Origin of the sequence: Salinicola lusitanus, assembly GCF_038648475.1 — a bacterium.
Lineage (GTDB): Bacteria > Pseudomonadota > Gammaproteobacteria > Pseudomonadales > Halomonadaceae > Salinicola > Salinicola lusitanus.
The window spans coordinates 428,171-452,459 of record NZ_CP151919.1; the positions used below are offsets into that span (position 1 = coordinate 428,171).

The 24,289-nt window shown below is 63.6% G+C and carries 23 protein-coding genes; 12 read left to right on the forward strand and 11 right to left on the reverse strand.

Annotated features, from left to right (window positions below; genetic code table 11):
• Nucleotides 1-9: 9 nt before the first annotated feature.
• From AAGT95_RS01890 to AAGT95_RS01925, 8 genes are all read right to left on the reverse strand, one after another.
• Nucleotides 10-1,203: a hypothetical protein gene (locus AAGT95_RS01890; RefSeq protein WP_342595341.1), complete on the reverse strand. Its 1,194-nt coding sequence runs from the start codon at nucleotides 1,201-1,203 to the stop codon at nucleotides 10-12.
• Nucleotides 1,196-1,624 carry a hypothetical protein gene (locus AAGT95_RS01895; protein WP_240612267.1) on the reverse strand — a complete coding sequence of 143 codons (429 nt, stop codon included), beginning with the start codon at nucleotides 1,622-1,624 and terminating at the stop codon, nucleotides 1,196-1,198. Before AAGT95_RS01895 ends, AAGT95_RS01890 begins: the two co-directional genes overlap by 8 nt.
• Nucleotides 1,625-2,033: 409 nt before the next feature.
• Nucleotides 2,034-3,200, reverse strand: a complete 1,167-nt coding sequence (locus AAGT95_RS01900; protein WP_342595342.1) for an alpha-hydroxy acid oxidase — start codon at nucleotides 3,198-3,200, stop codon at nucleotides 2,034-2,036.
• Nucleotides 3,201-3,277: 77 nt separating this feature from the next.
• Nucleotides 3,278-4,198, reverse strand: coding sequence for a dihydrodipicolinate synthase family protein (locus AAGT95_RS01905; protein ID WP_342595343.1), 921 nt, complete (start codon nucleotides 4,196-4,198; stop codon nucleotides 3,278-3,280).
• Nucleotides 4,199-4,260: 62 nt separating this feature from the next.
• Complete coding sequence (locus AAGT95_RS01910) at nucleotides 4,261-5,382, reverse strand: mandelate racemase/muconate lactonizing enzyme family protein (protein WP_342595344.1); 1,122 nt, start codon at nucleotides 5,380-5,382, stop codon at nucleotides 4,261-4,263.
• A 29-nt stretch (nucleotides 5,383-5,411) separates the two neighbouring features.
• Nucleotides 5,412-6,920 carry a tripartite tricarboxylate transporter permease gene (locus tag AAGT95_RS01915; RefSeq protein ID WP_342595345.1) on the reverse strand — a complete coding sequence of 503 codons (1,509 nt, stop codon included), beginning with the start codon at nucleotides 6,918-6,920 and terminating at the stop codon, nucleotides 5,412-5,414.
• 58 nt (nucleotides 6,921-6,978) lie between these two features.
• Entirely contained in the window at nucleotides 6,979-7,455 is a 477-nt protein-coding gene (locus AAGT95_RS01920; protein ID WP_342595346.1) for a tripartite tricarboxylate transporter TctB family protein, read from the reverse strand.
• Nucleotides 7,456-7,487: 32 nt separating this feature from the next.
• The gene (locus tag AAGT95_RS01925; protein WP_342595347.1) at nucleotides 7,488-8,468 is read right to left on the reverse strand and encodes a tripartite tricarboxylate transporter substrate binding protein; all 981 of its coding nucleotides are present in this window, start codon (nucleotides 8,466-8,468) and stop codon (nucleotides 7,488-7,490) included.
• A gap of 333 nt (nucleotides 8,469-8,801) precedes the next feature.
• Between AAGT95_RS01925 and AAGT95_RS01930 the strand changes: the two genes are divergently transcribed.
• Entirely contained in the window at nucleotides 8,802-9,530 is a 729-nt protein-coding gene (locus AAGT95_RS01930; protein ID WP_110707881.1) for a GntR family transcriptional regulator, read from the forward strand.
• A gap of 41 nt (nucleotides 9,531-9,571) precedes the next feature.
• Here the strand turns inward: AAGT95_RS01930 and AAGT95_RS01935 are convergent, their stop codons facing one another.
• Nucleotides 9,572-11,332, reverse strand: a complete 1,761-nt coding sequence (locus AAGT95_RS01935; protein WP_110707882.1) for an IlvD/Edd family dehydratase — start codon at nucleotides 11,330-11,332, stop codon at nucleotides 9,572-9,574.
• A 211-nt stretch (nucleotides 11,333-11,543) separates the two neighbouring features.
• Here AAGT95_RS01935 and AAGT95_RS01940 point away from each other — a divergent pair, with 211 nt between their 5' ends.
• From AAGT95_RS01940 to AAGT95_RS01985, 10 genes are all read left to right on the forward strand, one after another.
• Nucleotides 11,544-11,984, forward strand: a complete 441-nt coding sequence (locus tag AAGT95_RS01940; protein WP_110707883.1) for a hemerythrin domain-containing protein — start codon at nucleotides 11,544-11,546, stop codon at nucleotides 11,982-11,984.
• A 134-nt stretch (nucleotides 11,985-12,118) separates the two neighbouring features.
• Nucleotides 12,119-12,703 (forward strand): lipocalin family protein, encoded by a 585-nt coding sequence (locus AAGT95_RS01945; protein WP_110597952.1) that lies wholly within the window; start codon nucleotides 12,119-12,121, stop codon nucleotides 12,701-12,703.
• A 99-nt stretch (nucleotides 12,704-12,802) separates the two neighbouring features.
• Nucleotides 12,803-13,834 carry an SMP-30/gluconolactonase/LRE family protein gene (locus tag AAGT95_RS01950; RefSeq protein ID WP_342595348.1) on the forward strand — a complete coding sequence of 344 codons (1,032 nt, stop codon included), beginning with the start codon at nucleotides 12,803-12,805 and terminating at the stop codon, nucleotides 13,832-13,834.
• Nucleotides 13,835-14,063: 229 nt separating this feature from the next.
• Nucleotides 14,064-15,059, forward strand: a complete 996-nt coding sequence (locus AAGT95_RS01955; RefSeq protein ID WP_342595349.1) for a succinylglutamate desuccinylase — start codon at nucleotides 14,064-14,066, stop codon at nucleotides 15,057-15,059.
• Nucleotides 15,060-15,377: 318 nt separating this feature from the next.
• Nucleotides 15,378-16,148, forward strand: coding sequence for an ABC transporter ATP-binding protein (locus AAGT95_RS01960; protein WP_110597955.1), 771 nt, complete (start codon nucleotides 15,378-15,380; stop codon nucleotides 16,146-16,148).
• Between the two features lie 13 nt (nucleotides 16,149-16,161).
• Entirely contained in the window at nucleotides 16,162-16,878 is a 717-nt protein-coding gene (locus AAGT95_RS01965) for an ABC transporter permease (protein ID WP_110597956.1), read from the forward strand.
• On the forward strand, nucleotides 16,866-17,597 hold the full coding sequence (locus AAGT95_RS01970) for an ABC transporter permease (RefSeq protein WP_110707886.1): 732 nt from the start codon (nucleotides 16,866-16,868) through the stop codon (nucleotides 17,595-17,597). The genes AAGT95_RS01965 and AAGT95_RS01970 overlap by 13 nt, the downstream gene beginning before the upstream one ends.
• Before the next feature lie 68 nt (nucleotides 17,598-17,665).
• Nucleotides 17,666-18,487 (forward strand): transporter substrate-binding domain-containing protein, encoded by an 822-nt coding sequence (locus AAGT95_RS01975; protein WP_110707887.1) that lies wholly within the window; start codon nucleotides 17,666-17,668, stop codon nucleotides 18,485-18,487.
• Between the two features lie 67 nt (nucleotides 18,488-18,554).
• Nucleotides 18,555-19,673 carry a succinylglutamate desuccinylase/aspartoacylase family protein gene (locus AAGT95_RS01980; RefSeq protein WP_342595350.1) on the forward strand — a complete coding sequence of 373 codons (1,119 nt, stop codon included), beginning with the start codon at nucleotides 18,555-18,557 and terminating at the stop codon, nucleotides 19,671-19,673.
• A gap of 163 nt (nucleotides 19,674-19,836) precedes the next feature.
• A complete protein-coding gene (locus AAGT95_RS01985) occupies nucleotides 19,837-20,607 on the forward strand; it encodes an ABC transporter substrate-binding protein (RefSeq protein ID WP_342595351.1) in 771 nt (256 codons plus the stop codon).
• A 130-nt stretch (nucleotides 20,608-20,737) separates the two neighbouring features.
• Here AAGT95_RS01985 and AAGT95_RS01990 read toward each other — a convergent pair whose 3' ends face one another.
• Entirely contained in the window at nucleotides 20,738-22,219 is a 1,482-nt protein-coding gene (locus AAGT95_RS01990) for an amino acid permease (RefSeq protein ID WP_110597961.1), read from the reverse strand.
• Nucleotides 22,220-22,631: 412 nt separating this feature from the next.
• Here AAGT95_RS01990 and AAGT95_RS01995 point away from each other — a divergent pair, with 412 nt between their 5' ends.
• Nucleotides 22,632-22,997 carry a hypothetical protein gene (locus tag AAGT95_RS01995; protein ID WP_110597962.1) on the forward strand — a complete coding sequence of 122 codons (366 nt, stop codon included), beginning with the start codon at nucleotides 22,632-22,634 and terminating at the stop codon, nucleotides 22,995-22,997.
• Nucleotides 22,998-23,116: 119 nt separating this feature from the next.
• On the opposite strand, the gene AAGT95_RS02000 is transcribed toward AAGT95_RS01995, so the two are convergent.
• Nucleotides 23,117-24,217 carry an AbrB family transcriptional regulator gene (locus AAGT95_RS02000; protein ID WP_342595352.1) on the reverse strand — a complete coding sequence of 367 codons (1,101 nt, stop codon included), beginning with the start codon at nucleotides 24,215-24,217 and terminating at the stop codon, nucleotides 23,117-23,119.
• Between the last annotated feature and the right edge of the window lie 72 nt (nucleotides 24,218-24,289).

The following is a 24,289-nucleotide window of genomic DNA, read 5'->3' on the forward strand; positions in this document are numbered from 1 at the left end:
TTGGCGCCATTAGAAAAAATAGGAAGCCTGGAATAGCAACATATTCCAATACTTACTCTGGTTTTCAGACGCCCCCCCACCAACTACAGGCACCCATCCCGTACCTTCAACATGATGCAGTTCGGACGACAGAAGAAAGCGGGGGTAAACTTGCCACTGAAGACCGGTCGTCCAATCCTTGGCATATCGAGAGAACGCAGGCCGGTTGGACTGTGCCGCGAAACTACTCCCCCTCCTATCATCACGATCGACGACGTACGAGTCATACCTCACGATCCAGTCCAAGTCAGCACTCAGCCTTCTTGAGTATTGGGCATACCAGCTCTCACCGGTAATGTTGTAGTTATAGGGATCGATAAAATTATCAGTCTTCAGATTTCTCAGCGCATATTCGGTCGTAAAGGACCAGCTCTCTTGATTGTATTGAAAGGAAAAAATCCATGGCTCAAAGAGGAAATCGCCATTACCCGGCGCCTCTTCCGTGGATTCGAACTTAGCTTTGACTCTAGCGTTTGTCAGTGCCAGGACGACGGCACCGCCACCGTACTCGTATCTTATCTGGCCAATGTAGGAAGTTTCTCCAGAAAAGTCGCCCAAGCCGTTACTGCCTAACAACGATCCGGCCACTTGACTATCAAACCTGGGGTTTCCAACGCCGACCTGCAACCTTACCACGCTGTTGTCCATGCGCCGTTCAACGTATCCCATCACGCCGTCAGAACTCAGCGCCGGCTTTCTAGTGCGATCAAAGTAGATAGACTGCGGCAACAATATGCTGGGGCGAGTGACCGCTACATCTCGGGCCTGATTGTATAATCCAAACGGGTTCTTGAATCGCCCAAACTGCACGCCAACGGTATTCTCGTTGTCCGTCAAAAACTGATAGTCCACCACGCCGTAATCAAGCTCGGGGTCATTCAGTTCGCCATCGTCTCCGGCTTGCCTGGCGAGCAGTTGCCCCGCCACCAGTACGTTACTTAGCGGTCGAAAAGAGGCGTTCAAGCCCAGCTCGGTGTATTCCCAGCTTCCGCCACCCTCGCTACTGGGCCCGAAGAAATCATTATGGTCGGTCACGATGAGTGCTTGACTCATGAAACCGTGCACCTGGAAGGTATCCGACATTCCCACGGCATGAGCGTTGGCCGCGAGCATCAGGGATATCGCCGCTTGGGCTGCGATCGAGAGCGGTTTCAGTTTATTCAATGTCGAGCACCCGAACCTGATCCGTCAGGCTTGATTGTTTGATGTATCCGACACTGCCGGGCGTGGAGGCGACCTCCTCGATCATTTCAGCTTCGCTGGCGACCTCGTTGGGGGCCTGCCCGGTGCCGGAGAACACGGCACGGTCCCAGGCGAGTCGAAGTTGATGCGGGTAGACCCCCAGGATTTTCTTGGAAAAATCCTCGTGAACCGGGTTGTCGTCCGGCAGGACGAAGACATGCACGGCCTGCCCATCGGGGAAGGTTCTCTGTCGCATCGCGAAAATCGCCCTCAGCGTCTCAAGCGGCAGGGAAGCCTGCTGTACCGTCTTGTTGACGATGACGACGATGGCAGGTCCGTCTCCGAAACTGTTCACGGATAACAGGGAGAGCAGCAGCGCGCAGCCTGTCAGTGTCCGCCGCATGCGTCACGACTCCCCGACAAGTTTGCGTCCGCCATGATGTTTGTCAAAGACACACCCCGACCCGAAATCGATTGCATTTCAGAGATATCTACGACCCGGTCTTGTTCATCGCCAAGCATCGCAGGTCAGGGTGGCTGATATTCTCGGAATAACTCTGGGAACGGCGGCTATCTCATGGATTGGGCTACCGGCTTTCTCTTTCAGCATCGTGGCTGTCCCCTACTACTGCATTATTATGCGCTGCCCTGGATACTATCTGGTCGAGCCAGGAAGGCAGCCTTGGCTTAGCTCGCCAATTCGCAGAGCTTACATCACAGCATACTCATATTGCCGTGGCTCGCCCAGTGACCAGGCCGATCGTGGAGAGTCGTGAAACGCTGTCGGGGGGTGACGCTCGATGTCGGAAATATCAGGGAACCTCGCGTAGCCGGCTCATATTCATCTGGCGAATGTCCGTAATGCCAAGTAGCGCCATGTTCCGCGCGATCTCCTCCTGCATCAGATGGATCGCATGGCTGACACCCGCCTCTCCGGCGTAGGCGGCGGCATAATTGAAAGGACGGCCGAAAAAGACGAAGCGGGCTCCCAGCGCCAGTGCCTTCAGCACATCGGTACCGCGTCGGAAGCCGCTATCGATCATGACAGGAAAGTCGCCCACGGCCTCGATCACCTCGGGGAGCGCGCGCAAGGGAGCGATGGTGCCGTCCAGTTGTCTGCCGCCGTGGTTGGAAACGATGATGGCATCGACGCCCTGCGCCTTGGCACGCTGGGCATCCTCGGGATGCAGGATACCCTTGACGATCAGGTTCCCCGGCCATCGCTCTCGCACCAGGGCAAGATAGTTCCAGTCGAGGTGCGAGCGCCCCGAGAAGTCGCGATTGACGTGACGCGAAATGACCGGGATGCCCCGAGTTGCATGATTGTTCTCGAAGTGTGGAATGCCGTGGTGGCGGAGCGTCTTGTAGAACGTCTCGTAGAGCCAGCGTGGCTTGACCAAGCCATCCAGTACCAGACGGAGGGTCGGGCGAATCGGGGACGAGAAGCCGCTGCGCCGGTTGTTGTCGGGATTGGGCGGAACGGGGTAGTCCACGGTGATGACCAGATTGCGAAACCCGGCGCGCTCGACCCGAGCGATCAGCGCCTCGATGCCAGGCTCGTCTCCCGGCAGATAGGCTTGGAACCAGTCGCATCCCTCGACCGCAGCCACCTCTTCCATGGGAATCAGTGACGAACCGCTCATGATCATCGGAACGTTGGCCCCCGCCGCGGCGCGAGCCAATGCCAGGTCTCCCCGGTAGGCGGAGAGCGCACTGATCCCCATGGGCGCGATCCCGAACGGCGCCGCGTAGTGTCGCCCCAGCAGCTCCGTCTCGAGGGAGACGTGTGAGACAGCGATCAGCGCCCGTGGCAGGAAACAGTAATCGTCGAAGGCCGCACGGTTGGCGGCCAGGCTCTTGCCCTCCTCCGCGGCGTTGGCGACGTATCCGTGGATCGGCCGGGGAAGATGGCGCTTGCCGGCGCGTTCGAGGTCCAGGAAGTTGCGAATACGAGACAGGCGGCGTTGTTGACGCGTCACGAAGGATCCTTACGCGTTGAGAAGAGAGTTCGAGATTAAGGCGGCGACGCCGGCGATGTCGACGCCGATAGCGATCGTCACCCGACCAGCCCCGGCATCGCAAAATCGACCCGCTTCAGGGCCGTCAGCAGTTTGTCGCGCTGGCTCTCGTCGAGCGAGACCAGCGGCGGTCGCAGACGGTCCCAGCCGGAATCGTCGCTGAAATGGGCGGTGGCGGCCTTGAGCGCCGGGATCATCGGCACGCTTTCGAAGATATCGCGAATCTCGTTCAGCGCCTGCTGGCGCGCATCGGCATCGTCGCCCTGCCAACTGCCGCCCAGCGCCGAGATCGCGCGAGGATTGACGTTGGCAGTGGCACTGATGCAACCGACGCCTCCAGCTCGCAGCGTGGGCAGCAGGAAGCGCTCGCTGCCCGCGTAGACTCTAAATCCTTGGGTTCCGAAGGCATCGATGACGGCCTGGGTGTTGGCCCAGTCCCCGGAGCTATCCTTGATCCCTGCCACGACCTCGGGGTAGCGCTTCAGCAGTCGCTCGATCAGACCCAGCCCGATCGGCACCTGTGCCACCGGCGGGATATGGTAGAGGTAGAGACGAAGCCGCTCGTCGCCGACGCGTTCGATCACCTCGCAATAGAACCGGAACAGCCCCTCTTCAGAGACGCCCTTGTAGTAGAACGGCGGCAGCATCAGCACACCCCCCACTCCTTGGCTCACCGCATGTCGCGTCAGGGCCACGCTATCGGGTATCGAGCAGCAGCCGGTACCCGGCATCAGCCGGGTCGTGTCGATCCCCGCCGCGACCAGGTGATCGAGCAGCTCGAGTCGCTCCTGGACCGACAGCGAGTTGGCCTCGGAGTTGGTGCCGAAGATCGCCAGGCCGACATCGTTGCTCAACAGCCAGCGGCAATGCTCGACGAAGCGCGCCGCATCCGGAGAGAGATCATCGCGAAACGGGGTGATGACCGGCGAGAGTACGGTACCGCAGGGCGCATTCGGCATGAGCGCAGACCTCTGGCAGACAGGGTGATTGGCGAATGGTGGCGACGATGGGCCGGGTCGACTCAGGACCAGGGGTCGACGGCGTAACGCGACAAGGCGGCTTCGTCGAAATCGAATCCCAGCCCCGGCTTCCGCGGCAGGTGCAGGCGCCCGTCGCTGAAGGTCAACTGCGTATCGATCAGTCTACGGAAGTTAAGCACTTGATCGTCGGCAAAGAATTCGACGAAAGGCGCATTCGGTGTCGAGCCGACCAGGTGGACGTGAAGATCGTGGAACCAGTGGGGGCAGATCTCGACGCCGTAACTGGCCGCCGTGGCCGCGATACGACGGAATTCCGTGACCCCGCCACAGACCGCCGCATCGGTCTGCAGGATCATCGCCGCCTCCTTGTCCAGCAGCTCCTTGAAGCGCCAGCGTCCGGCTTCGATCTCGCCCGTCGCCACCGGAATCGGCGTGCGCTCGGCCAGGCGGCGATGGTTGTCGATGTCGTCCGGGCTGAACGGCTCCTCGATCCAGTAGGGCGAGTAGGGCTCGGCCATTCGCGCAAATGCCAGGGCCGAGGGGAGATCCTGCCAGGCGTTGTTGGCGTCCATCATCAGCAGCACGTCGGGGCCGATGGCTTCGCGAACGGCGGCCAGACGCGCCTCCTCGCCAGCCAGGTCTTCGCGCCCCACCTTCATCTTGACCGCCCGGAAGCCCATCCCGACGTAGCCGGTCATCTCCTCCGCCAGCTTGGCCGGCGTCTTGCCATCGAGGTAATAACCGCCGCTGGCGTAGGCCGCCACGCTCTCTTCGTCACTGGCGCCGAGAAACTGGTAGAGCGGCAGGTTGGCGGCGCGGGCGTTCCGGTCCCACAACGCCACATCGAGGATGCTCAGCGCCCGCATCACCGAGCCGGCGCGGCCATGCAGCAGACTCTCCTGATACATCTCCTGCCATAGCCCCTCGACACGGTGAGCGTCCTGCCCCATCAATATCGGCTTGAGCAGATCGCGTACCGCCTGGGTCACCAGATGGCCGGCATTGTTGCCGCCATAGCAGAAGCCGATGCCACTGATACCGTCGTCCCCGGTCACCTTGACCAGGGCGTAGTCCCGCTTGAGGACTTGCCGGTTGGAGAAGCTGGTCGGGTTGTCCAGCGCGACATTGACCGTTCGCGCCTGTACCTCCGTGATTCTGGTCATCGGTCACTCTCCGGGTGGTTGGCATCGCATCAATCGGGTTTCAGGCGACGCTTGAACGGCGCGCGCAGCCAGCGGAAGAAAGGTGTCGCCTGCAGGATCGACAGCAGCGCGAGGATCAGCAGGACGGTGGCGATCGGACTCTCCAGGAACACGCCGAAACTGTCGTTGCCGATCAGCATCGACTGCTGGAAGCTGGTCTCCATCACCGGCCCCAGGATCAGCCCTATCACCATCGGGGCCGGCGAGACGCCCGCCTTGCTCATCCAGTAGCCGAACAGGCCGAAGCCCAGCATCAACCCGACATCGAACAGACTGTTGTTGATGGCGAAGGCGCCGATGATGCAGAGCGTCAGAATGGCGCAGGCGATGAAACCATCGGGAATCCGGGTCACCGACACGCTCATCTTGGTGAACGCCAGCCCCACCACCAGCAGCGCGATATTGGCGAGGATCACCGCCCAGATCAGGGTGTAGGTGACATCGCCGTAGTCGGTGAGCAGGTTGGGGCCCGGCAGAATGCCCTGCACCATCAGCGCCCCCAGCAGGATTGCGGTGGAGGAACTTCCCGGGATGCCGAGGGCGATGGTGGGAATCAGCGCGCCACCGACGACCGCGTTGTTGGCAGCCTCCGGCGCGGCGACCCCGGCGATCTCGCCCTTGCCGAACCGGCTCTTGTCCTTGGCGAAGCGCTTGGCCTCGTTGTAGGCGAACCAGCTCGCGGTATCGCCGCCGGTCCCCGGAATCAGGCCCACGACGATGCCAATGCCGCTGGAGCGCAGGATGTTGGGCATCAGTTGCTTGATGGTGCGCCAGCGCGGCATCAACCGGTCGGTGATACGGCTCGCGACCTTGCCGCCCCGATGGGAATTCTCGATCAGCGTCAACGCCTGGGGCACCGAGAACAGGCCGATCAATGCCACCGTGAAGTCGATTCCGGCAAACAGATTGATCTGGCCAAACGTCATGCGTGGCGTTCCGGTCGTCAGGTCCATCCCGACCGTACTGAGCAGCAGCCCCAGCCCGCCGGAAAGCAGACCGCTGATCACCGACCCCTGCGCCAGCGAGCCGATGATGGTAATACCCAGCACGGCAATGGCGAACAGCTCCACCGGGCCGAACTCGAGCACCAGCGTGCCGAGCAGAGGGGCTGCGGTCAGCAGCGCAATGCCGCTCATCAGCCCGCCGAAGAAGGAGGCGAATAGCGAGATCCCCAACGCCTGTCCAGCCTTGCCCTGCTGCGACAGCGGGAAGCCGTCGAGCACGGTCGCCGCCGCCGATGGCGTGCCCGGCGTACGTAGCAGGATCGCGGCGATGGAACCACCGTAGGAGGCCCCGACGTAGAGCGAGGCCAGCATGCTCAGCCCGGTCGCCGGATCGAAGCTGAACGTCAGCGGCAGCAGCAGGGCCAGCGCCATCGTTGCCGATAGCCCAGGCATCGCCCCGACGAATAGCCCCAGCAGCGTGCCACCCAGAATGCAGGCAATGTTGTTGACGCTGAGCACGTTGGTCAGCCCGATCATCACCAGTGAGGAATCCATGCGCGTCTACTCTCCTGTGCCCGAACCGAGCGTCGTGGCCACCCGCATCGGCCAGGGTTTAAAGGAAGCTCGGCAGCAGCGGAATCGGCAGCCCCAGGAACTGCACGAACACCAGACAGACCATCGCGATCAACAGCGCCCCGGCGATCACCGCGAAGGTCCACTTCACGGTGCGCAGAATCGACAGCGACAGGGCCAAGAACAGCGCCGTGGCCAGCACGTAGCCCAGCGTCGTCATCATGGCGACATATGCCACCGCCAGCAGGAAGATGACTGCGACCGCCATCCAGCGCCGAGGCGGCGGCGCGTCGTCCGGCGCCATGGCGGATGCCTCGGTGGCGGGCTCGCGAATGGCAGGTCTCTGGCGTCGCAGGCGCAGCTCACTGGCCACCATCGCCAGCGACATGAGCGCAACGGCCACGGCGTAGATCATCGGCATCTCGGCGGCGGCGCGGGGGTATTGGCTGGCGTCGAGGAAGAAGACGCCAGCCACGACGAGGCCGAATACTCCCAGCAGCAGACGACTGACGTTCATGGCGCCCTCCTCCTCGGCAACTCGCCGGTCACTCAACGGCCGACCTGATCCTTGACCGAGTCCCAGATTTCCCGATAGTCGCTCTCCATCTTGTCGATCATGGCGCGGTAGTCGTCACCGGTGACGACATCGAGATTCATGGCGCGCTTTTCCGCCTGGGCCTGGAAGTCGGGGTCCTTGGCCAGGGTCTGGAACGCTTCGATCAGTTGCTGCCGGGCCTCTTCCGGGATATCGGCCGGCGCGCTGTAACCGCGCGAGGAGCCCGCCACCACATCGACGCCCTTCTCCTTCATGGTGGGAACGTCGGGCAGACTGGTCAGGCGCTTCTCGGCGAACACCGCCAGCGCCCTCAGATTGCCGGACTCGACCTGGCCGTAGACGTTGCCCACGTTGTTGAAGCTGGCATCGATCTTGCCGCCCATGGCCGCCGTCGCGGAGGGGCCGTCGCCTTGGAACGGCACCTTCTTGAACGACAGCCCCTTGGCCTGCTCGAGCAGGATGGTGGTGAAGAAATCATCGCCGCCGACACCGGAGTTACCGATGGTCACGGTACCCGGGCTCTGCTCGGCGGCCGCGAAGAGATCCTCGATGGTCTGATAGGGGCTGTCCGCACTGACGACGACGATGCCTGGATCGGTCACCACGTTGGCGATCGGGGTCATCTCATCGGTCTTGTAGGTGATGGCATCGTTCATGATGTAGTTGGTCATCAGCATCGGCGTGTTGGTGATGCTGATGGTGCTGCCGTCGTTGGGCGACTGCTTGGCCAGCCGCGTCCACGCGACGGCCCCGGTGGCGCCGGGCATGTATTCATTGACGAAATCGACACCAAGGATCTCGCTCAGCCGCGGCTGTACCAGTTGAGCCAGGGCGTCACTGCCGCCCCCTGGCTTGAATCCCTGCAATACGGTGATCTCGTCGCCTCCCACGTAATCGGCGGCTTGCGCCAGGGGAGACAGGCTGACGGCCACGGCGGCGATTGTCAGCCAATGGCGAAGGGGTTTGGCGTGCATGGTCGATTCCTCTCTGACGGAGTCAGTTTGTCGTTGTCGTACCTACGCTTTGTGTTGCCGACTTGTCGTGCCAGAAAGAACGTATTAATTTATCGATCAAATTGTCAATAATATTGACGCCAATAGCGACTAAAGCAGTAACGTCTTGCAAAATGACGTCAAAGGCCGAAAAAGCAGGGTCATCTTCGAAGTCGGCATGGCAGAATCGATTCCGCAACCGGCCGTGAAGCGATACCGCTGCCTTAGCAACGGGTAGCGCTTGCTCCACCCCCTGGCCGCTGCGGACAATGACTGACCGAGTGACGCGAACTTCATCGTGACGGGAATACATTCATGCCAAAGCGAGACACCGCCAAACCGACCTCCGCCGCCGCCGGCCATCGTCTCGCCGACGAACACGCGGAACCCCAGGTCGAGGGGGTGCGCGTCGCCGATATCGTCTCGGCCATCGAAGAGGATATCGTGCTGAATCGCGCGCACCCGAAGGAGAGACTGGTCGAGGAAGACCTGATGCAGCGCTTCGCCGGCAAGCGCCACGTGGTGCGCCAGGCGCTGTTTCAGCTCGAGAACGCCGGCCTGGTGGAGCGGATCAAGAATCGCGGGGCCTTCGTCAAGTCCTACACGCCCGAAGAGGTGGAGGGAATCTACGTCATGCGCGAGCTCCTGGAGGAGGCCGCCGCGGACCGTATTCCGATGCCGGCGCCGCCTTCGCTGATCGAGGCCCTGACCGACATACAGGCCCGGCACAGCGCCGCGGTGGAGAGCGGCGACCTGCGCGCGGTGTTCCACCACAACATCGCCTTCCACCGCACCCTGTTCGCGGCCTGCGGCAACGACTACCTCGCCGACACGATCAACGAGTTCGCCCAGAAGGCCCACGCCATCCGCTTCATCGGCACCACCGACCGTGAAGCCATCCTGCTGGCCCGGGACGAGCATCTGGCCATGATCGACGCGCTCGAGCGCCAGGATCGCGCCGAGCTACACCGACTCTGCTACCGGCATCTCCAGCCCTCCAAGGAGCGTTACCTGCATCTCTATCGGATTCGGGAAGGCGGCTGATAGCGGCTGATAAGAGTGATGGCTGGCCTCGAGGCCCGCCATCACTTCGGCACCCGGCGCTGGATGGTCGGCGGCCGCAGGAAGGTGAAATCACAGCCTTGGTCCGCTTGGGTGATCTGCTCGAGAAACAGCTTGCGATAGCCCCGCTCGGCGGTCAGCGCGACTGGCCGCCAGCCTTCCCGGCGCCGAGCCAGTTCTGCCTCGTCGACCAGCAGCTCGAGGCGCCGTTCACTGACGCTCAGGCGAATCCGATCGCCGTTCTCGACCAGCGCCAGCGGCCCGCCCAGGGCGGCTTCCGGCGTCACGTGCAACACGATAGAGCCCGCCGCCGTGCCGCTCATGCGACCGTCGGAGATTCGCAGCATGTCGCGCACGCCCTGCCGGGCCAGCTTGCGCGGAATCGGCAGATACCCGGCTTCGGGCATTCCCGGCGCACCCACCGGGCCGATACGCTTGAGCACGAGGACATCCTCCGCCGTCACGTCCAGCGCCGGATCGTCGATTCTCGCGGCCATGTCCTCGGCATCCTCGAACACCACCGCACGCCCCTCATGCTCCATCAGTCGGGCATCGGCGGCCGACTGCTTGATGATCGCGCCATCGGGCGCCAGGTTGCCACGCACGAATGCGATCCCGCCGGCGGGGTAGAGCGGCGCGTCGAAGCGATGCACCACCTGCTGCTCGAACGCCGGCGCGGCGTCGATCTCCTCCCCCAGCGTGCGACCGGTCACGGTCATGGCATCCAGATGCAGCAGCGGCTTCAGCTCGCGCAGCACGGTGGGCAGTCCGCCGGCACGATGCAGATCTTCCATGTAGTGCTGGCCCGACGGCTTGAGATCGACCAGCACCGGCGTCTCGCGGCTCATGCGGTCGAAGGCGGCCAGGTCGATGTCGATACCCATGCGCCCGGCGATCGCGGTCAGGTGGATGATGCCGTTGGTCGAACCACCGATCGCCAGCAGCACGCGCAGCGCATTCTCGAACGCCTTCTCGGTCAGTATCTTGTCCGGCGTCACGCCCGCCCGTGCATTGATCACGGCCTGGCGACCGGTCGCCTCGGCGACACGCATGCGATCCGCGGTCACCGCCGGCGGCGAGGCGCTGCCGGGCAGGGCGACCCCCAGCGCCTCGCTGATACACGCCATGGTGCTGGCCGTCCCCATGACCGAGCAGGTGCCGACACTGCCGACCAGCTTGGCGTTGACCTCTTCGATCTCCTGGTCATCGATCTCCTGGCCGCGATACATGCCCCAGTAGCGACGACAGTCGGTGCAGGCCCCTACCCGGACGCCGCGATGGCCGCTGGTCAGCATGGCGCCGGTGACCAGCTCGAGCATCGGCAGGTTGGCGGAAGCCGCTCCCATCAACTGGGCGGGAACGGTCTTGTCGCACCCGCCGATGAGGACCACCGAGTCCATTGGCTGGGCACGAATCATCTCTTCCGTGTCCATCGACATCAGGTTGCGCAGATACATGCTGGTCGGCGTGGAAAAGCTCTCGGCGATCGAGATGGTCGGAAATTCGATCGGCAACCCGCCCTCCAGCATTACCCCGCGCTTGACCGCCTCGATCAGTTGCGGGGCATTGCCATGACAGGGGTTGTAGCCGCTGCCGGTATTGACGATGCCGACGATGGTGCGATTGAGTGCATCGTCGCTGTACCCGGCGCCCTTGATGAACGCCTTGCGCAGGAATAGCGAGAAACCGGCATCGCCGTAGTTCACCAGGCCCTGGTTGAGCCCTGTCTGGCGCTCCTCGTCCGGTTTGTGGTGCCGCTCGTCGCTGGGGGAGTGGGTCGTCATGGCATCCTCATCGTCAATATTATTAATAATATTATTGACGCAAGTAACCACAGTTGGCGCGGCAAAGACATCCGACTTAAGCCGTAGCCTCATCCGTGAAGAGGTGCGAAGCGGATTTAGCAGCAACGGTCCTTATCGCCTAACCTTGTGGCGAGCGGCGGCCACGAACCGCTGCCGATACCCGCAAGGACCGCGACAAAGGATGAAGACGATGACGCTTTTCGAAGACCTGCGTGAGAGCCACGACAAGCAGCGCCGCCTGCTGGACCTGCTGGTCAAGACCCACGGCGACAGTGAAGGCCGCGACGAGTTGTTCAAACGGCTGCGCGCCGAACTCGAGAATCATGCCGCCGCCGAAGAGCGGGCGCTCTATATTCCAATGATGGAATACGACATGACCCAGGAGAAGGCACGGCACAGCGTCGCCGAACATCACGAGATCGACGAGCTGCTGGAAACCCTGGAAACCACCGAATACGACTCGCCGGGCTGGTTGGCCAGTGCCAAGAAACTCCAGCACCTGGTCACGCACCATCTCGACGAAGAGGAACAGGAAGTGTTCCAGTTGGCGGGCCGCGCGCTGGACGACTCGAAGAAGGCCGATCTGGCCAAGACTTACCGCCACGAGATGGAGAGCCGGGAAGCCAGCTGAATGGCAGACATCCGACGACCGCTCCGGCCGGAGCGGTCGTCACGCTGGTCGCCGGAATCCGGCGGCGCCAGCGGCGGGTGCAACTTTTTCCTGTCGGAAAACTCTCAGCAACAGCCATAAAAGGAAGGATCCTCATGTTGCTGCCCTCGAGACTCCCGCGATATCCGCGACTGACCTGGCTCGCCCCTTTCACTCTGCTCGCGGGTTGCACGGGCGTCCCCGAAGGCACGCAACCGGTCGGTGACTTCCAGATCGACCAGTATCTGGGCCAGTGGTACGAAATCGCCCGGCTCGACCACGGCTTCGAGGAAGGCCTGGAGTGCGTCACCGCGGAGTACACTCGTCGCGCCGACGGCGACATCCGCGTCGTCAATCGTGGCTACGACCCTGCCAAGGGCAGTTGGGAAAGCGCCGAGGGGCACGCCAGCTTCGCCGGGGACCCCAGCGTCGGCCATCTGAAGGTCAGCTTCTTCGGTCCTTTCTACGCAGGCTACAGCGTGCTGGCGCTGGACGAGAGTTATCAACATGCTCTCGTCGCCGGCCCGGACCGGGACTACCTGTGGATACTTTCACGGGATCCGACGCTGGACGAGCCCACCTATACGGCGCTGATCTCGCAGGCCCGCCAACTCGAGTTTCCGGTCGACGAGCTGATTCAGGTCACCCAGGATCCGGATGCCTGCCCGCGAGCCGGCGGTTCGGGAAAACCACGGGCTTGAGGCTGCCGCTCGTGCTTTGGTCGACATCCCGGCGCCTCCGGCGGTCATTGCCGAAAGACGTTCTATAGTGGGTACAGCCATTTTTACCTGGAGCCCGCCATGACCCTCGATCGTCGACAGCTTCTGCGCAACTCTGCCTTGATCGGCGTCTCCGCCGCGTTCTCGCCCGGCCTGCTGGCCCAGACCACCGAGGCCCCGCCCACTCGCTATCCCGACGAGGCATGGCAGGTGCTGGACGACCGCTTCAAGCCTTATTACCTGTTCAATACCCCGCTCGAGCGCCACTGGTCCGGCGGGCTATGGCTCGAAGGCCCCGCCTGGAACGCGGTCGGCCGCTACGCTGTCTTCAGCGATATCCCCCGAGCCCGGCAGATGCGTTGGGACGAGATGACCGGCCAGGTCAGCGTGTTGCGCGAAGGCGTGGGTCACTCCAACGGCAATGCGTTCGACCACCACGGCCGCCTGGTCGCCTGCGAGCACTCTCCGGCGAGGGTCGTGCGCTACGAATGGGACGGCTCCACCACCGTGCTGGCGAGCCGTTACCAGGGCAAGCGGCTGAACGCCCCCAACGACCTGGTGATCCTGCCCAATGATGGGGTGATCTTCACCGATCCCGGCTACGGCGCCCACGTCGACTACGAGGGAGAGAAGCGCGCGCTGGAGATCAAGCCGGCGATCTACTATGTCGACGACACGCTGGACACCCCCAAGCTGCTGAGCGACGAGCTGGGCAAGCCCAACGGCATCGCCCTGTCCGGCGACGGCCGGACGCTCTATGCCAGCGATACCGCTCCCTCCCACTTCCCCGACCGCCCGGCAACGGTGTCGCGCTGGACACTCTCCCAGGACGGCCAGTCGCTCAGCAACCGCGAGACCCTGGTGTCGAGCAAGGACGCCGAGACCTACGATGGCATCACCCTGGATCAGGACGACAATCTGTGGGCGGCGACCTCCGGCGGCAAGGGCCATGACGGCGTCTCGATCTTCTCTCCCGACGGGGACCGTATCGGCCGGATCCTGCTGCCGGAGGTGTGTGCCAACCTCTGCTTCGTCGGCGAGCATCGCAACCGGCTGCTGATGGCGGCGAGCCGTTCGATCTATACCCTCTACACCGGAACCCGCGGCGTATGAATGCCAGCGCCGTCGCTGGATCCGGTGCCGCCGGCTTTCAAGATGAGGCCGCGTTTTTTCAGCGTGTCGACGAGGCCGCTTGCCGGGACCCACGATCGGGGTAAGCTGAATGCTCCCTGACAGCAGCCGAGAATCGGCATGAACCCGATCCACCCCTTGTTCGCGCCGATCTCCTCCTCTCCCGGGTTCCGGGAGAGTTCGATCAGCGCCTCGATGCCCCGAGATCTCCATGCTCGATGACTGGCTCTCGGCAACGCTAGACGGCGGCGTCGCCGGTCGACCCGCCAGTGGCCCGCTCCCAGGCGGGCGTTACCGGCTCCACGGCGAGGGGATTCTCGAGCTGACACCGGATGTCGCCGCTTCCGATGCGCGCAGCGTGGTGATTTCCGCGGGTATCCACGGCAACGAGACCGCTCCCATCGAGCTGGTCGGCGAGCTGCTCGTCGCGCTGGAGGCCGGACGTCTCGTGCTGGGGGCACCGCTACTGGTCATCCTCGGCAATATTCCCTCGATTCGCGCGCAGACGCGTTTCGTCACCACCAATCTCAACCGCCTGTTCCGGCGTGGGCTCGACCAAAAGGGAGAGGAGCCAGAACGGGCGCGGGCGTTGATGCATGCGGTCGACGACTTTTTCGCGCGTCACCGCCATCGCCCACTGCATCTCGACCTGCACACCGCCATACGCGACAGCCGCTATCCGCGCTTCGCCGTGGTGCCCTATGCGGAGGGAGAGGCAGAGACCCAGCCTCGCTCGGCATGGCCCGATCTAGCCGCGGCTGGCATGCAGGCCGTACTGCTCCAGCATCGACACAGCTGGACCTTCTCTCACTACTCCCGCCACTACCACGCCGCCGAAGCCTACACGCTGGAACTCGGCAAGGTACGCCCGTTCGGCGCCAACGACCTCGACGCCCTGGACGGTATGCGGGGGTGGCTCGCCACGCTGGCGCAGGGCGTCCCGCCGGCCAGTGGCGACGTGGCCGACCTCCGATTCTTCCAGGTCGCCTTCGAGCTGATGCGTACGAGCGATACCTTTCGACTCACCTTTGCCGAGGATGTCGCCAATTTCAGCGAGTTCGCGGTGGGGGAAAGGCTGGCAGAGGACGAAACGGAAGGCCCCTTCGTGGTGGAAGAGGCGCCACTGTCGGTGGTCTTTCCCAATGCCCAGGTCGAGCTCGGTGCGCGCGCGGCGCTGCTGGTGCGGCCCTGCGCTGTTCCCGACTAGGCCTGGCGGCGGCATCGACGACCGCGATCGCCGATTCGCCCAAGACGATTTTCGATTCGCTGAACAATGACAACACCATTCAGGAGTTTTCCAAAATGAACAAAGAGTTACCCTTCGATCACCTGCCCCTGTCCCGTCCCCGTCGACGCTCCGACTTGGCGTTATCTGGAACCTAACGGCGAAACTGCTAGAATCGCCGCATTTTTCGCCGGGGAGTCGGCGTCGCCAACGCCATCGAAGATGGCACGGTCGACAGCAAGACGGGCCATCTGACGCCGTGCCGCTTCCCGCCAGCCAACCCACTCGGTGGACAACATCATGGCCGCGACCCCCATTCCCCTGGAAGCGAAGGGCATCAAGAAGCGCTTCGGCGATCACGAGGTACTCAAGGGGATCTCTCTCCAGGCACAGAAAGGCGACGTCATCACGCTGATCGGTGCTTCCGGTTCCGGGAAAAGCACGTTCCTGCGCTGCATGAACCTGCTGGAACAGCCCGACGAAGGCGAACTGATCGTTCACAACGAGACCATCGGTTTCCGCGCCACCAAGCACGGCCGCGAGCCCGCCGACTGGAAGCAGGTCGAGCGCATTCGCGCCAAGCTCTCGATGGTGTTTCAGAACTTCAACCTCTGGTCGCACATGACCCTGCTCGAGAACGTCATCGAGGCGCCGGTCAACGTGCTGAAGAAACCCAAGAAGCAGGCGATCGAAGAGGCCCGCGCCCTGCTCGATCGCGTCGGCCTGCTGGATCGCGCCGACTACTTCCCGACCCAGATGTCCGGCGGTCAGCAGCAGCGCGGTGCCATCGCCCGGGCACTGGCGATGGACCCGGAGGTCATGTTGTTCGACGAGCCGACCTCGGCGCTCGATCCGGAACTGGTCGGTGACGTCCTCAAGGTCATGCGCGACCTCGCCGACGAGGGCCGCACCATGATTCTGGTGACCCACGAGATCGCCTTCGCCCGGGATGTCTCCAGCCAGGTAATCTACCTGCACCAGGGCGTGGTCGAAGAGGTCGGCGCACCGGCCGACGTCCTCGACAACCCGCGCTCCGAGCGCCTGCGCCAGTTCCTGGCGCCCAAGCACTGAGGCGGAAACCATCATGATCGACCTGCAAGGCTACGGCCCGCGGCTGCTCGAGGGGGCGCTGGTCACCGTCGAACTGGCGGTGCTATCGCTGATACTCGCAGTCATCCTGGGACTGTTGACCGCCAGCGCCAAGCTGTCGCGCAATCGGCTGATCCACGGCATCGGCACGCTCTACACCACGCTGGTGCGCGGCGTACCGGACCTGGTGCTGATGATGCTGCTGTTCTACGGCGGGCAGATCGGGATCAACATGCTCACCGACCAGCTCTACTACGCCTTCGACATCGACATCTTCATCAACGTCGACGCCTTCGTGGCGGGCGTCATCACCATCGGCCTGATCTTCGGGGCCTACATGGGCGAAACCTTCCGCGGCGCCTTCCAGTCGGTGGAAGAGGGACAGATGGAAGCCGCGCGAGCCTACGGCATGAGTCCGCTGCTCGCCTTCCGGCGTGTCCGGTTCCCGCTGATGATGCGCCATGCCCTGCCGGGGATCGGCAACAACTGGATGGTGCTGCTCAAGACCACTGCGCTGGTCTCGATCATCGGCTTGACCGACATGGTCCGAGTGGCCGCCGAGGCGACCAAGGCAACCCACGAGCCCTTCCTGTTCATGATCCCGGTGGCACTGATCTACCTGCTGATCGCCACGCTTTCCGAATGGGGCTTCGCCAAATTGACCAAGCGCTATAACACCGGCTTCGGGGAGTCCAGCGAATGGAACAATTGAACGGCTGGTTCACCGAACTGCTGTCCGGCAACGCGATCTTCACCGCCAATACGCTCAGCTTCTACTGGGGCGGGCTCGTCACGACGGTGCAGCTGGTCTTCCTGTCGCTGCTGATCGGCGTGATCCTGGCGGTGCCGCTGGCCATCGGCCGCGGCTCGAAGCGGCGCTGGATCAAGCTGCCGATCTACGCCTATACCTATGTCTTCCGCGGTACGCCGCTTTTGATCCAGCTCTATCTGGTCTACTACGGCGTGGTCTTCTTCGACGGCATCCAGGACAGCATCTTCTGGGTGGTGTTCAAGCAGGCGTTCTTCCCGGCGCTGATCGCGTTCACGCTCAATACCGCGGCCTATACCACCGAGATCTTCCATGGCGCGATCAAGAATACCGCCAAGGGCGAGATCGAGGCCGCCCGCGCCTACGGCATGTCGCGCAAGCTGATGATGCGCCGCATCATCCTGCCCAGCGCCTTCCGTCGCGCCCTGCCGGCCTACGGCAACGAGGTGATCTTCATGCTCCACGCCAGCGCCGTGGCCAGCGTCGTGACGATCATGGATCTGACCGGGGCGGCGTACTACGTCTACGCCCGCTTCTATGCCCCGTTCCAGGCGTTCATCTTCGTGGCGCTGATCTATCTCTGCCTGACCTTCAGCATCATGTTCCTGTTCCGCAGGCTGGAAAAACGATTGCTGGCGCACCTGCGCCCACGGGGCGCCTGACGGCCGGCGATTCGGTCACGACGGCGTCGCTTCCCGATCATCAACCACCAATCACAAGAGAGTCGAACATGAACAAGTGGATCACCAGCGCCCTGCTCGCCGGCGCACTCGTCTCCGGCCAGTTCCTCGGCCAGGCCATGGCGCAGGACGACAAGGACACCGTTCGCCTGGGCATCGACGTCCCCTACGAGCCGTTCGTCATGCGCGATGCCGACGGCAAGCTCGAGGGCTTCGAGATCGACCTCGGCAACGAGCTGTGCGCTCGCGCCAACCTCGAGTGCAGCTGGGTCGAACAGAGCTGGGACGGCATCATTCCCGGCCTGCTGGCGCGCAAGTACGATGCCATCCTCTCCTCGATGGCGATCACCCCGGAGCGCGAGCGCCAGGTGATGTTCTCGCTGCCCTACTACAACACGCCGAGCGTCTGGATCACCGCCCGGGATCGCGACATCGACATCGATGACAAGGCTTCGCTCAAGGGTCTTTCGGTGGGCGTGCAGCGCGGCACCATTCGCGACGTCTACGTCACCCAGGAGTACGGTGACGTCCTCGACATCCACCGCTACGGCTCCTCCCAGGAGGTGGTCAACGATCTCAAGTCCGGCCGGCTCGACCTGACCTTCGAGGATTTCCCGATCGCCAACGACGCCATCGACTTCCGCCAGGAAGACAGCCCTTACAAGCAGCTCGGCGACAGCATCAAGACGCCGACGTCGATCTTCGGCAAGGGTGCCGCCATGGCGTTCCGCCAGCGCGACAAGGCGCTGGCCGCCAAGTTCGACAAGGCGATCTGCGAGGTGTACGCCGACGGTACCTTCGACAAGCTGATGGATCAGTACTTCGACTACGACCTGTCGGTCCGCCCCAGCGAAGCCGACTGCGCCCAGTAACCCAGTCCCTTCCGGTCGCTGCCGCGCCAGCGACCGGACCTATCGATTCTCGAGCCGAGGAAGCGTCGTGGAACATCGGAGACACCCATTGATCAGCCCGGTGCCGGGCACCGAGCGACAGATCGACAGCTTTCACTACGGCCCGGCGGACGCCGAGCGCCACCTGTACATCCAGGGTGCCCTGCACGCCGACGAACTGCCCGGCATGCTGGTGGCCTGGACCCTGAAGCAGCGCCTGGCCGAACTCGAAGCCCAGGGCCTGCTGGCCTGCCGCGTCACCCTCGTCCCGGTGGCCAACCCGGTCGGCCTGGACCAGCAACTGATGGACACGCCGCTGGGCCGCTATGACTTCGAGAGCCTGACCAACTTCAACCGCCGTTACGCCAACGCCGCCGACGAGATCGCCGCTGGCCTGGACGCCGCGTTGAACGACGACGTCGCCCACAACCGCGACCTGATCCGCGACCGGTTCGAGGCAGCGCTCGATGCAATGACACCGACGACGACGCTGGAGTCGATGCGTCTGACCCTGCAGCGCCTGGCCTGCCGTGCCGACTTCGTGCTCGACCTGCACTGCGATTTCGATGCGGTGGAGCATCTCTACACCACGCCGGCGGCATGGCCGGTATTCGAGCCGCTGGCACGCTATTTCGGCGCCAAGGCGAGCATGCTGGCGACCGACTCCGGCGGACAGTCGTTCGACGAGTGCTTCACGCTGGTGTGGGAGCGGCTTCAGCAGACCTTCGGCGACCGTTTCCCGCTCGATTACGGCTGTCAGTCGGTGACCCTGGAGCTGCGCGGGCAGCGCGACGTCGATCACGACCTCGCCGCTCACGACGCCCAGGCGATCATCGACTGGCTCCGCCACCTGGGACTCGTCGCCGGCGAGGCGCCGCCCCTGCCCGAGCTGGCCTATCCCGCCACCGAACTGGCGGCGATGGACTTCCTGCACGCGCCGATCGGGGGGCTGCTGGTGTTCCATGCCAGGCCGGGAACGGCCGTCGAGGCGGGTCAGCTCATCGCCGAGATCATCGACCCGATCAGCGATCGCGTCGAGCCGGTCCGCGCGCCGCAGGCAGGCATGTTCTACGCTCGCAGCCAGCGCCGCATGGCCACGGCCGGCATGATCGTCGCCGATATCGCCGGCCACCACAGTCACCGCAGCGGCTACCTGCTGGCGCCGTGAACCAGGCGTTGATCGAGGTGATATTCAACCGTGTAAGCTTTCGTTATGCTGCGGTTGTCATCCATCGGATGTCGTAGATCGTTCGCCGCCCACGGAGCGCCGGACGAACCGGGACCGAGTCGCAACACACAAGAACACACGCATCACGAGAGAGAAGCGATCCATGAAAAAACTGCTGACCACCAGCCTGCTTGGCGCCGCGCTGATCGCGGGCGTCGTCCAGGCCCAGGACACCGAACAGCTGCGTATCGGCGTCGACGTTCCCTACGAGCCGATGGAATATCGCACTCCGGATGGTGAACTGACCGGCTTCGACATCGAGCTCGGCAACGCCATGTGCGCGCAGATCAAAGCCGACTGCGAATGGGTCGTGCAGGCGTGGGATGGCATCATTCCGGGCCTGCTGGCGCGCAAGTACGACGCCATCATGTCGTCGATGACGATCAATGACGAGCGCCGCCAGACCGTGCTCTTCTCCGACCCTTACATCAAGCCGCCCTCCGCCTGGTTCGCCGCTGCCGACAGCGGCATCGAGACCACCTACCCCGAGTCGCTCAAGGGCAAGACCATCGGCGTCCAGCGCGGCACGCTGCAGGACAACTACGTCACCGACATGTACGGCGACGTGGCCAACATCAGCCGCTACACCACCGCCGACGACCTGGTGCTGGACATGGATGCCGGACGCGTCGATATCGCCTTCCTCGATTTCCCGGTGGGCAAGTCCACGCTGCTGGACAGCAAGGATGGCGACTACGTCACCGTCGGCGACATGATCAGCGAGCCGGAAAAATACTTCGGCGAAGGCTTCGGTATCGCCTTCCGTCCCCGCGACAAGGAGCTCGCCGAGCGCTTCGACGACGCCCTGGCCACGCTGAAGGACAACGGCACCTACCAGAAGATCTACGACAAGTACTTCAAGACCCAGCAGTAGAGGTCGACGGCGGGCGTCCCACGCCCTGCCTCTCGAACGCAAGGCCCCGGTCCCAGGATCGGGGCCTTGTCGTTTCCGCCAGCCGGGGCGATCGGCACCCCTGCCGTATCGCGGACGTCGCCTCGGCGCTCTAGCTCGCCGCCTCGCGTTGCGCCATCGCGAACTCCTCCTCCGGCGACAGGATCAGCCGATGACGACCGACCAGCGCGAAGTAGGCGATCGCGACGGCGAACCATACGATGACGCCGAGGATGCCGACCCGATAGGTGGGATCGCTCAGCTGGAAGAACAGCGTCACCAGTGCGATGACGATGGTGATCCAGGCGCCGGGCACCCCGAAAGGACTGCGATAGGGGCGCGGGATGTCGGCACGGTTCCTGCGCAGCAGGATGAACGATGCCGCCTGGGCGATGTAGGAGCACATGGCGCCGAACACCGCCATGTTGAGCAGGGTTCCGCCGATCACCGCCGATCCCTGGTCGATCCCCAGGCCGGTGAACAGTATCAGCATGATGACCAGCCCCAGGCAGGCACCGGCGATCATCGCCACGTGCGGCGTCTTGCGGGTGCCGTGGGTGACCGACAGCCAGGTCGGGAAGTAGCCGGCACGCGACAGCGAGTAGATCTGACGCCCCTGGGCGAAGATGATGGTATGGAAGCTGGAGATCAGCCCGATGATCGCCACCAGCGCCAGGACCTTGGCCAGGCCGCTGCCGTAGATGGCGGCAAAGCCGTCCAGCAGTGGCTCACCGCTCTGGCCGAGGGCGTAGGCCCCGACGCCGACCAGTGAAGGGTTGAGAAACAGCACCATCGAGGCGGAGACGATCAGGGTGATCATCCCCAGGATGATGCCCTTGGGCATGTCTCGCTTGGGATCGACCGACTCCTCCGCCGCCAGTGGCAACTGCTCGATCGCCAGGAACAGCCACACCGCGAAAGGCATCGCCGCCAGCGCGCCACCAATGCCCATCGGCAGCAACGGCCCGCCGCCACCCTCCAGCAATTCACCGCCGCTGCCGATATTGAGCGCCCAGGTGGAGAAGTCGATGTTGGGAATCGCCGATACCCAGAACACGATCAGCACCGCAAGCGCCATCAGCGTCACCGTCAAGGTGACCTTGAACGACAGCTCCACGCCCACGATATTGAGTCCCACGAACAGGATATAGCCTATCACCCACCATAGCGGCTGCATCGCCGCTGGCGTCTCGAAGATGCTGCCCAGGTAGGAACCGATGAAAAAGACGATGACCGCCGGGGTCAGGATGTACTCGACGTTCTCGCACAGGCCGGTGATGAAGCCACCCCAGGGCCCCATCGAAGAGCGCGCGAAGGAGTACGCCGCTCCCGTGTGGGGTAACGCCGGGGACATCTCGGCGATACAGAATGTCAGCCCCAGATACATGATCGCAATCAACGCGGTCGCGATCGCCATGCCGCCCCAGCCGCCGATGGAGAGCCCCAGATTCCAGCCGGAGTAGTGGCCGGAAATGACCGCGCCGACGCCCAGCGCCCATAGCGACCAGGGGCCGGCATATCGGCTCAGGCCACGCTGTTCGAAGTAACTGGCGTCTTCCTGCCGGTATTGAATGTTGGAGGGTTGCTGTTTCATATCCGCCTCTCGCCACTGTCGTTGTCCTTGTTGTCGTCGGTGCAGCGCGGTGAGACCAGCCGCTGCATCCCGCATCCCGTTTCCCCTCGAGGTGCGAGGAGACCTTGCGCTTTCAGAAATACTGCAGACCCCACGGGTCCGCAAACCCCTTGGCGCGGATGGGACAGTGTCCGAAAGAGAGTCACGAGGAAAACCGTCTCGCGCGGTGGGAAATCACCGCAACAATCACCGGGAACCGCTACGTAAGACAGCAATTGTTTACCGTTCTGGTGTGGAGAGCGGCACTCGCTATCCGTATCGTGCTGGGTAACGCTGGATCTATCGAAGACAGACGACGCCCCCGAAGGCGTCGCATAAAAAGGACGATGGCCCATTACTGGAAGCTATCGCCACCGAGTCGCAGGGGGATTCCATGGAGTCATGGTTCAGTACAACGCCGGGAGAGATCGTCTTTTGGCTGGCGCTCTGCTCGCTCGCCATGATCCTCCGGCACCGCATGCCGGGCTGGTGGGCGCTGTCGCTTCGACCGGACAGCGGCGGCGGCGCGGAGGCCGCCGTCCAGGTGGCCGCTCACCCCGTCACTGGCAAGCTCCAGGTCTATCATCTCTCGCGCTGGTTCGACGCGGTCCTGATCGATCCGGCCAACCCTCCGCTACGTGATGGCGAGACCGTCTACCTGATACGCTGGGAGTCGCGCCAGGCCTGGGTCAGCCGCGTCCGCAGCCACACGCCGGCCCCGCGCCACAAGCACAAGCGCTGGCAATGGAGCCTTCATTAGGCGCTACCCGAGGCCCCCCAAGCCGTCCGGCGCCGATCAGCCGGTGACCCGTCGAACGCTCCACGCTAGCCCAGCCTTCGCCTGGCTACGGTCAAAGAGACTCACCCTCGAGGTCCCTGTCAGGTCGCCGATGGCTTGGCGAACCGCGCGACCAGCCTCGCCATCCCCGGCCCCACCAGCACGACCGTGAACAGCCTGAGCGTCTGCAGCGCGACCACCAACCCCACATCCGCATGGGTATCGATCGCGATGATCGTCATCGAATCGAGGCCGCCAGGACTCGTGCCCAGATAGGCAGTAATGAAAGTGGTGTGCATCAGCAGCGTCATCAGCCAGGCGGAGACGGCACAGAGCGCAATCAGCACCAGCGAGGCGAAAATCATCTTGCCGAGCGCGCGCGCGATGTTGTGGACCGTCTCCCGGTCGAAGCGGAGTCCCACGTAGGCGCCGATCACCCCGTAAGCGAGCTCGAGGAGCGGCTGGGGCAGCACGATGGTGATGAGTCCGCTCAGGCTCAATACGCTGCCCAGCACCACCGGCCCGAGCAACGCACCCGCGGGCAACCGGCGGTCGAATAACCACACGCCGCCGACGACGACCGCTAGCGTGGCAACGAAGCTGCCCAGCTCTGCCAGGCTGGCGGGCAGGTTGGCCGCGTGCCCCTGGCCGGCGCTGTCCGTCACGCCAAGGTAGTGGCTGACCAGGGCCCCCACCAGCACCACGCAGACCACGCGCACGTACTGCATCGCCGCCACGATCCGCGGATCAGCATCGCTCTCCTCGGCCATCGCGACCATCGCCGCGGCGGCGCCCGGCGTCGTGCCCCAGGCCGCCGTCGAGCCAGGCAGGCCGCCGTAGCGCACCAGCCCTATGCCCACCCCCAGGCTCAGCAGCAGGGTGATCGCCGTGGCGATCAGCATCACCGGCCAGGCATCGAGAATCTTGAACAGCACCGACAGGGTCAGCGTCTGGGCGATCAGCACGCCGATCACCCCCTGGCTGAGCTTGAAACCGGTGCGGGGCAGCTTCAGGCCACCGACCAGCACCCCGTAGGCGATCGATACCGCCATCGGGCCGATGAATCCGCCGGCCGGCATATGCACCGCGTTCAACGACCGATTGGCAACGACGCAGCCGAGCACGAGCAGCAGCCATCGCAACCACGTCGGGGGGCGGAAGCGCGATGATGGCTGGCTGGGCACGGAGGGGTCAGTGGGCAAGTTCGAACTCCGATAAAAGGCTAATGATATCAACTTTGACCAAAGCGCGGCATCGTTTGTCGACAATCTTTG

What these genes read in the sequence shown, in the direction of transcription:
- AAGT95_RS01895 (WP_240612267.1), bottom strand. Translation starts at nt 1,624, where the DNA reads ATGCGGCGGACACTGACAGGCTGCGCGCTGCTGCTCTCCCTGTTATCC.
- AAGT95_RS01905 (WP_342595343.1), bottom strand. Translation starts at nt 4,198, where the DNA reads ATGCCGAATGCGCCCTGCGGTACCGTACTCTCGCCGGTCATCACCCCG.
- AAGT95_RS01910 (WP_342595344.1), bottom strand. Translation starts at nt 5,382, where the DNA reads ATGACCAGAATCACGGAGGTACAGGCGCGAACGGTCAATGTCGCGCTG.
- AAGT95_RS01915 (WP_342595345.1), bottom strand. Translation starts at nt 6,920, where the DNA reads ATGGATTCCTCACTGGTGATGATCGGGCTGACCAACGTGCTCAGCGTC.
- AAGT95_RS01920 (WP_342595346.1), bottom strand. Translation starts at nt 7,455, where the DNA reads ATGAACGTCAGTCGTCTGCTGCTGGGAGTATTCGGCCTCGTCGTGGCT.
- AAGT95_RS01925 (WP_342595347.1), bottom strand. Translation starts at nt 8,468, where the DNA reads ATGCACGCCAAACCCCTTCGCCATTGGCTGACAATCGCCGCCGTGGCC.
- AAGT95_RS01930 (WP_110707881.1), top strand. Translation starts at nt 8,802, where the DNA reads ATGCCAAAGCGAGACACCGCCAAACCGACCTCCGCCGCCGCCGGCCAT.
- AAGT95_RS01935 (WP_110707882.1), bottom strand. Translation starts at nt 11,332, where the DNA reads ATGACGACCCACTCCCCCAGCGACGAGCGGCACCACAAACCGGACGAG.
- AAGT95_RS01940 (WP_110707883.1), top strand. Translation starts at nt 11,544, where the DNA reads ATGACGCTTTTCGAAGACCTGCGTGAGAGCCACGACAAGCAGCGCCGC.
- AAGT95_RS01945 (WP_110597952.1), top strand. Translation starts at nt 12,119, where the DNA reads ATGTTGCTGCCCTCGAGACTCCCGCGATATCCGCGACTGACCTGGCTC.
- AAGT95_RS01950 (WP_342595348.1), top strand. Translation starts at nt 12,803, where the DNA reads ATGACCCTCGATCGTCGACAGCTTCTGCGCAACTCTGCCTTGATCGGC.
- AAGT95_RS01955 (WP_342595349.1), top strand. Translation starts at nt 14,064, where the DNA reads ATGCTCGATGACTGGCTCTCGGCAACGCTAGACGGCGGCGTCGCCGGT.
- AAGT95_RS01960 (WP_110597955.1), top strand. Translation starts at nt 15,378, where the DNA reads ATGGCCGCGACCCCCATTCCCCTGGAAGCGAAGGGCATCAAGAAGCGC.
- AAGT95_RS01965 (WP_110597956.1), top strand. Translation starts at nt 16,162, where the DNA reads ATGATCGACCTGCAAGGCTACGGCCCGCGGCTGCTCGAGGGGGCGCTG.
- AAGT95_RS01970 (WP_110707886.1), top strand. Translation starts at nt 16,866, where the DNA reads ATGGAACAATTGAACGGCTGGTTCACCGAACTGCTGTCCGGCAACGCG.
- AAGT95_RS01975 (WP_110707887.1), top strand. Translation starts at nt 17,666, where the DNA reads ATGAACAAGTGGATCACCAGCGCCCTGCTCGCCGGCGCACTCGTCTCC.
- AAGT95_RS01985 (WP_342595351.1), top strand. Translation starts at nt 19,837, where the DNA reads ATGAAAAAACTGCTGACCACCAGCCTGCTTGGCGCCGCGCTGATCGCG.
- AAGT95_RS01990 (WP_110597961.1), bottom strand. Translation starts at nt 22,219, where the DNA reads ATGAAACAGCAACCCTCCAACATTCAATACCGGCAGGAAGACGCCAGT.
- AAGT95_RS01995 (WP_110597962.1), top strand. Translation starts at nt 22,632, where the DNA reads ATGGAGTCATGGTTCAGTACAACGCCGGGAGAGATCGTCTTTTGGCTG.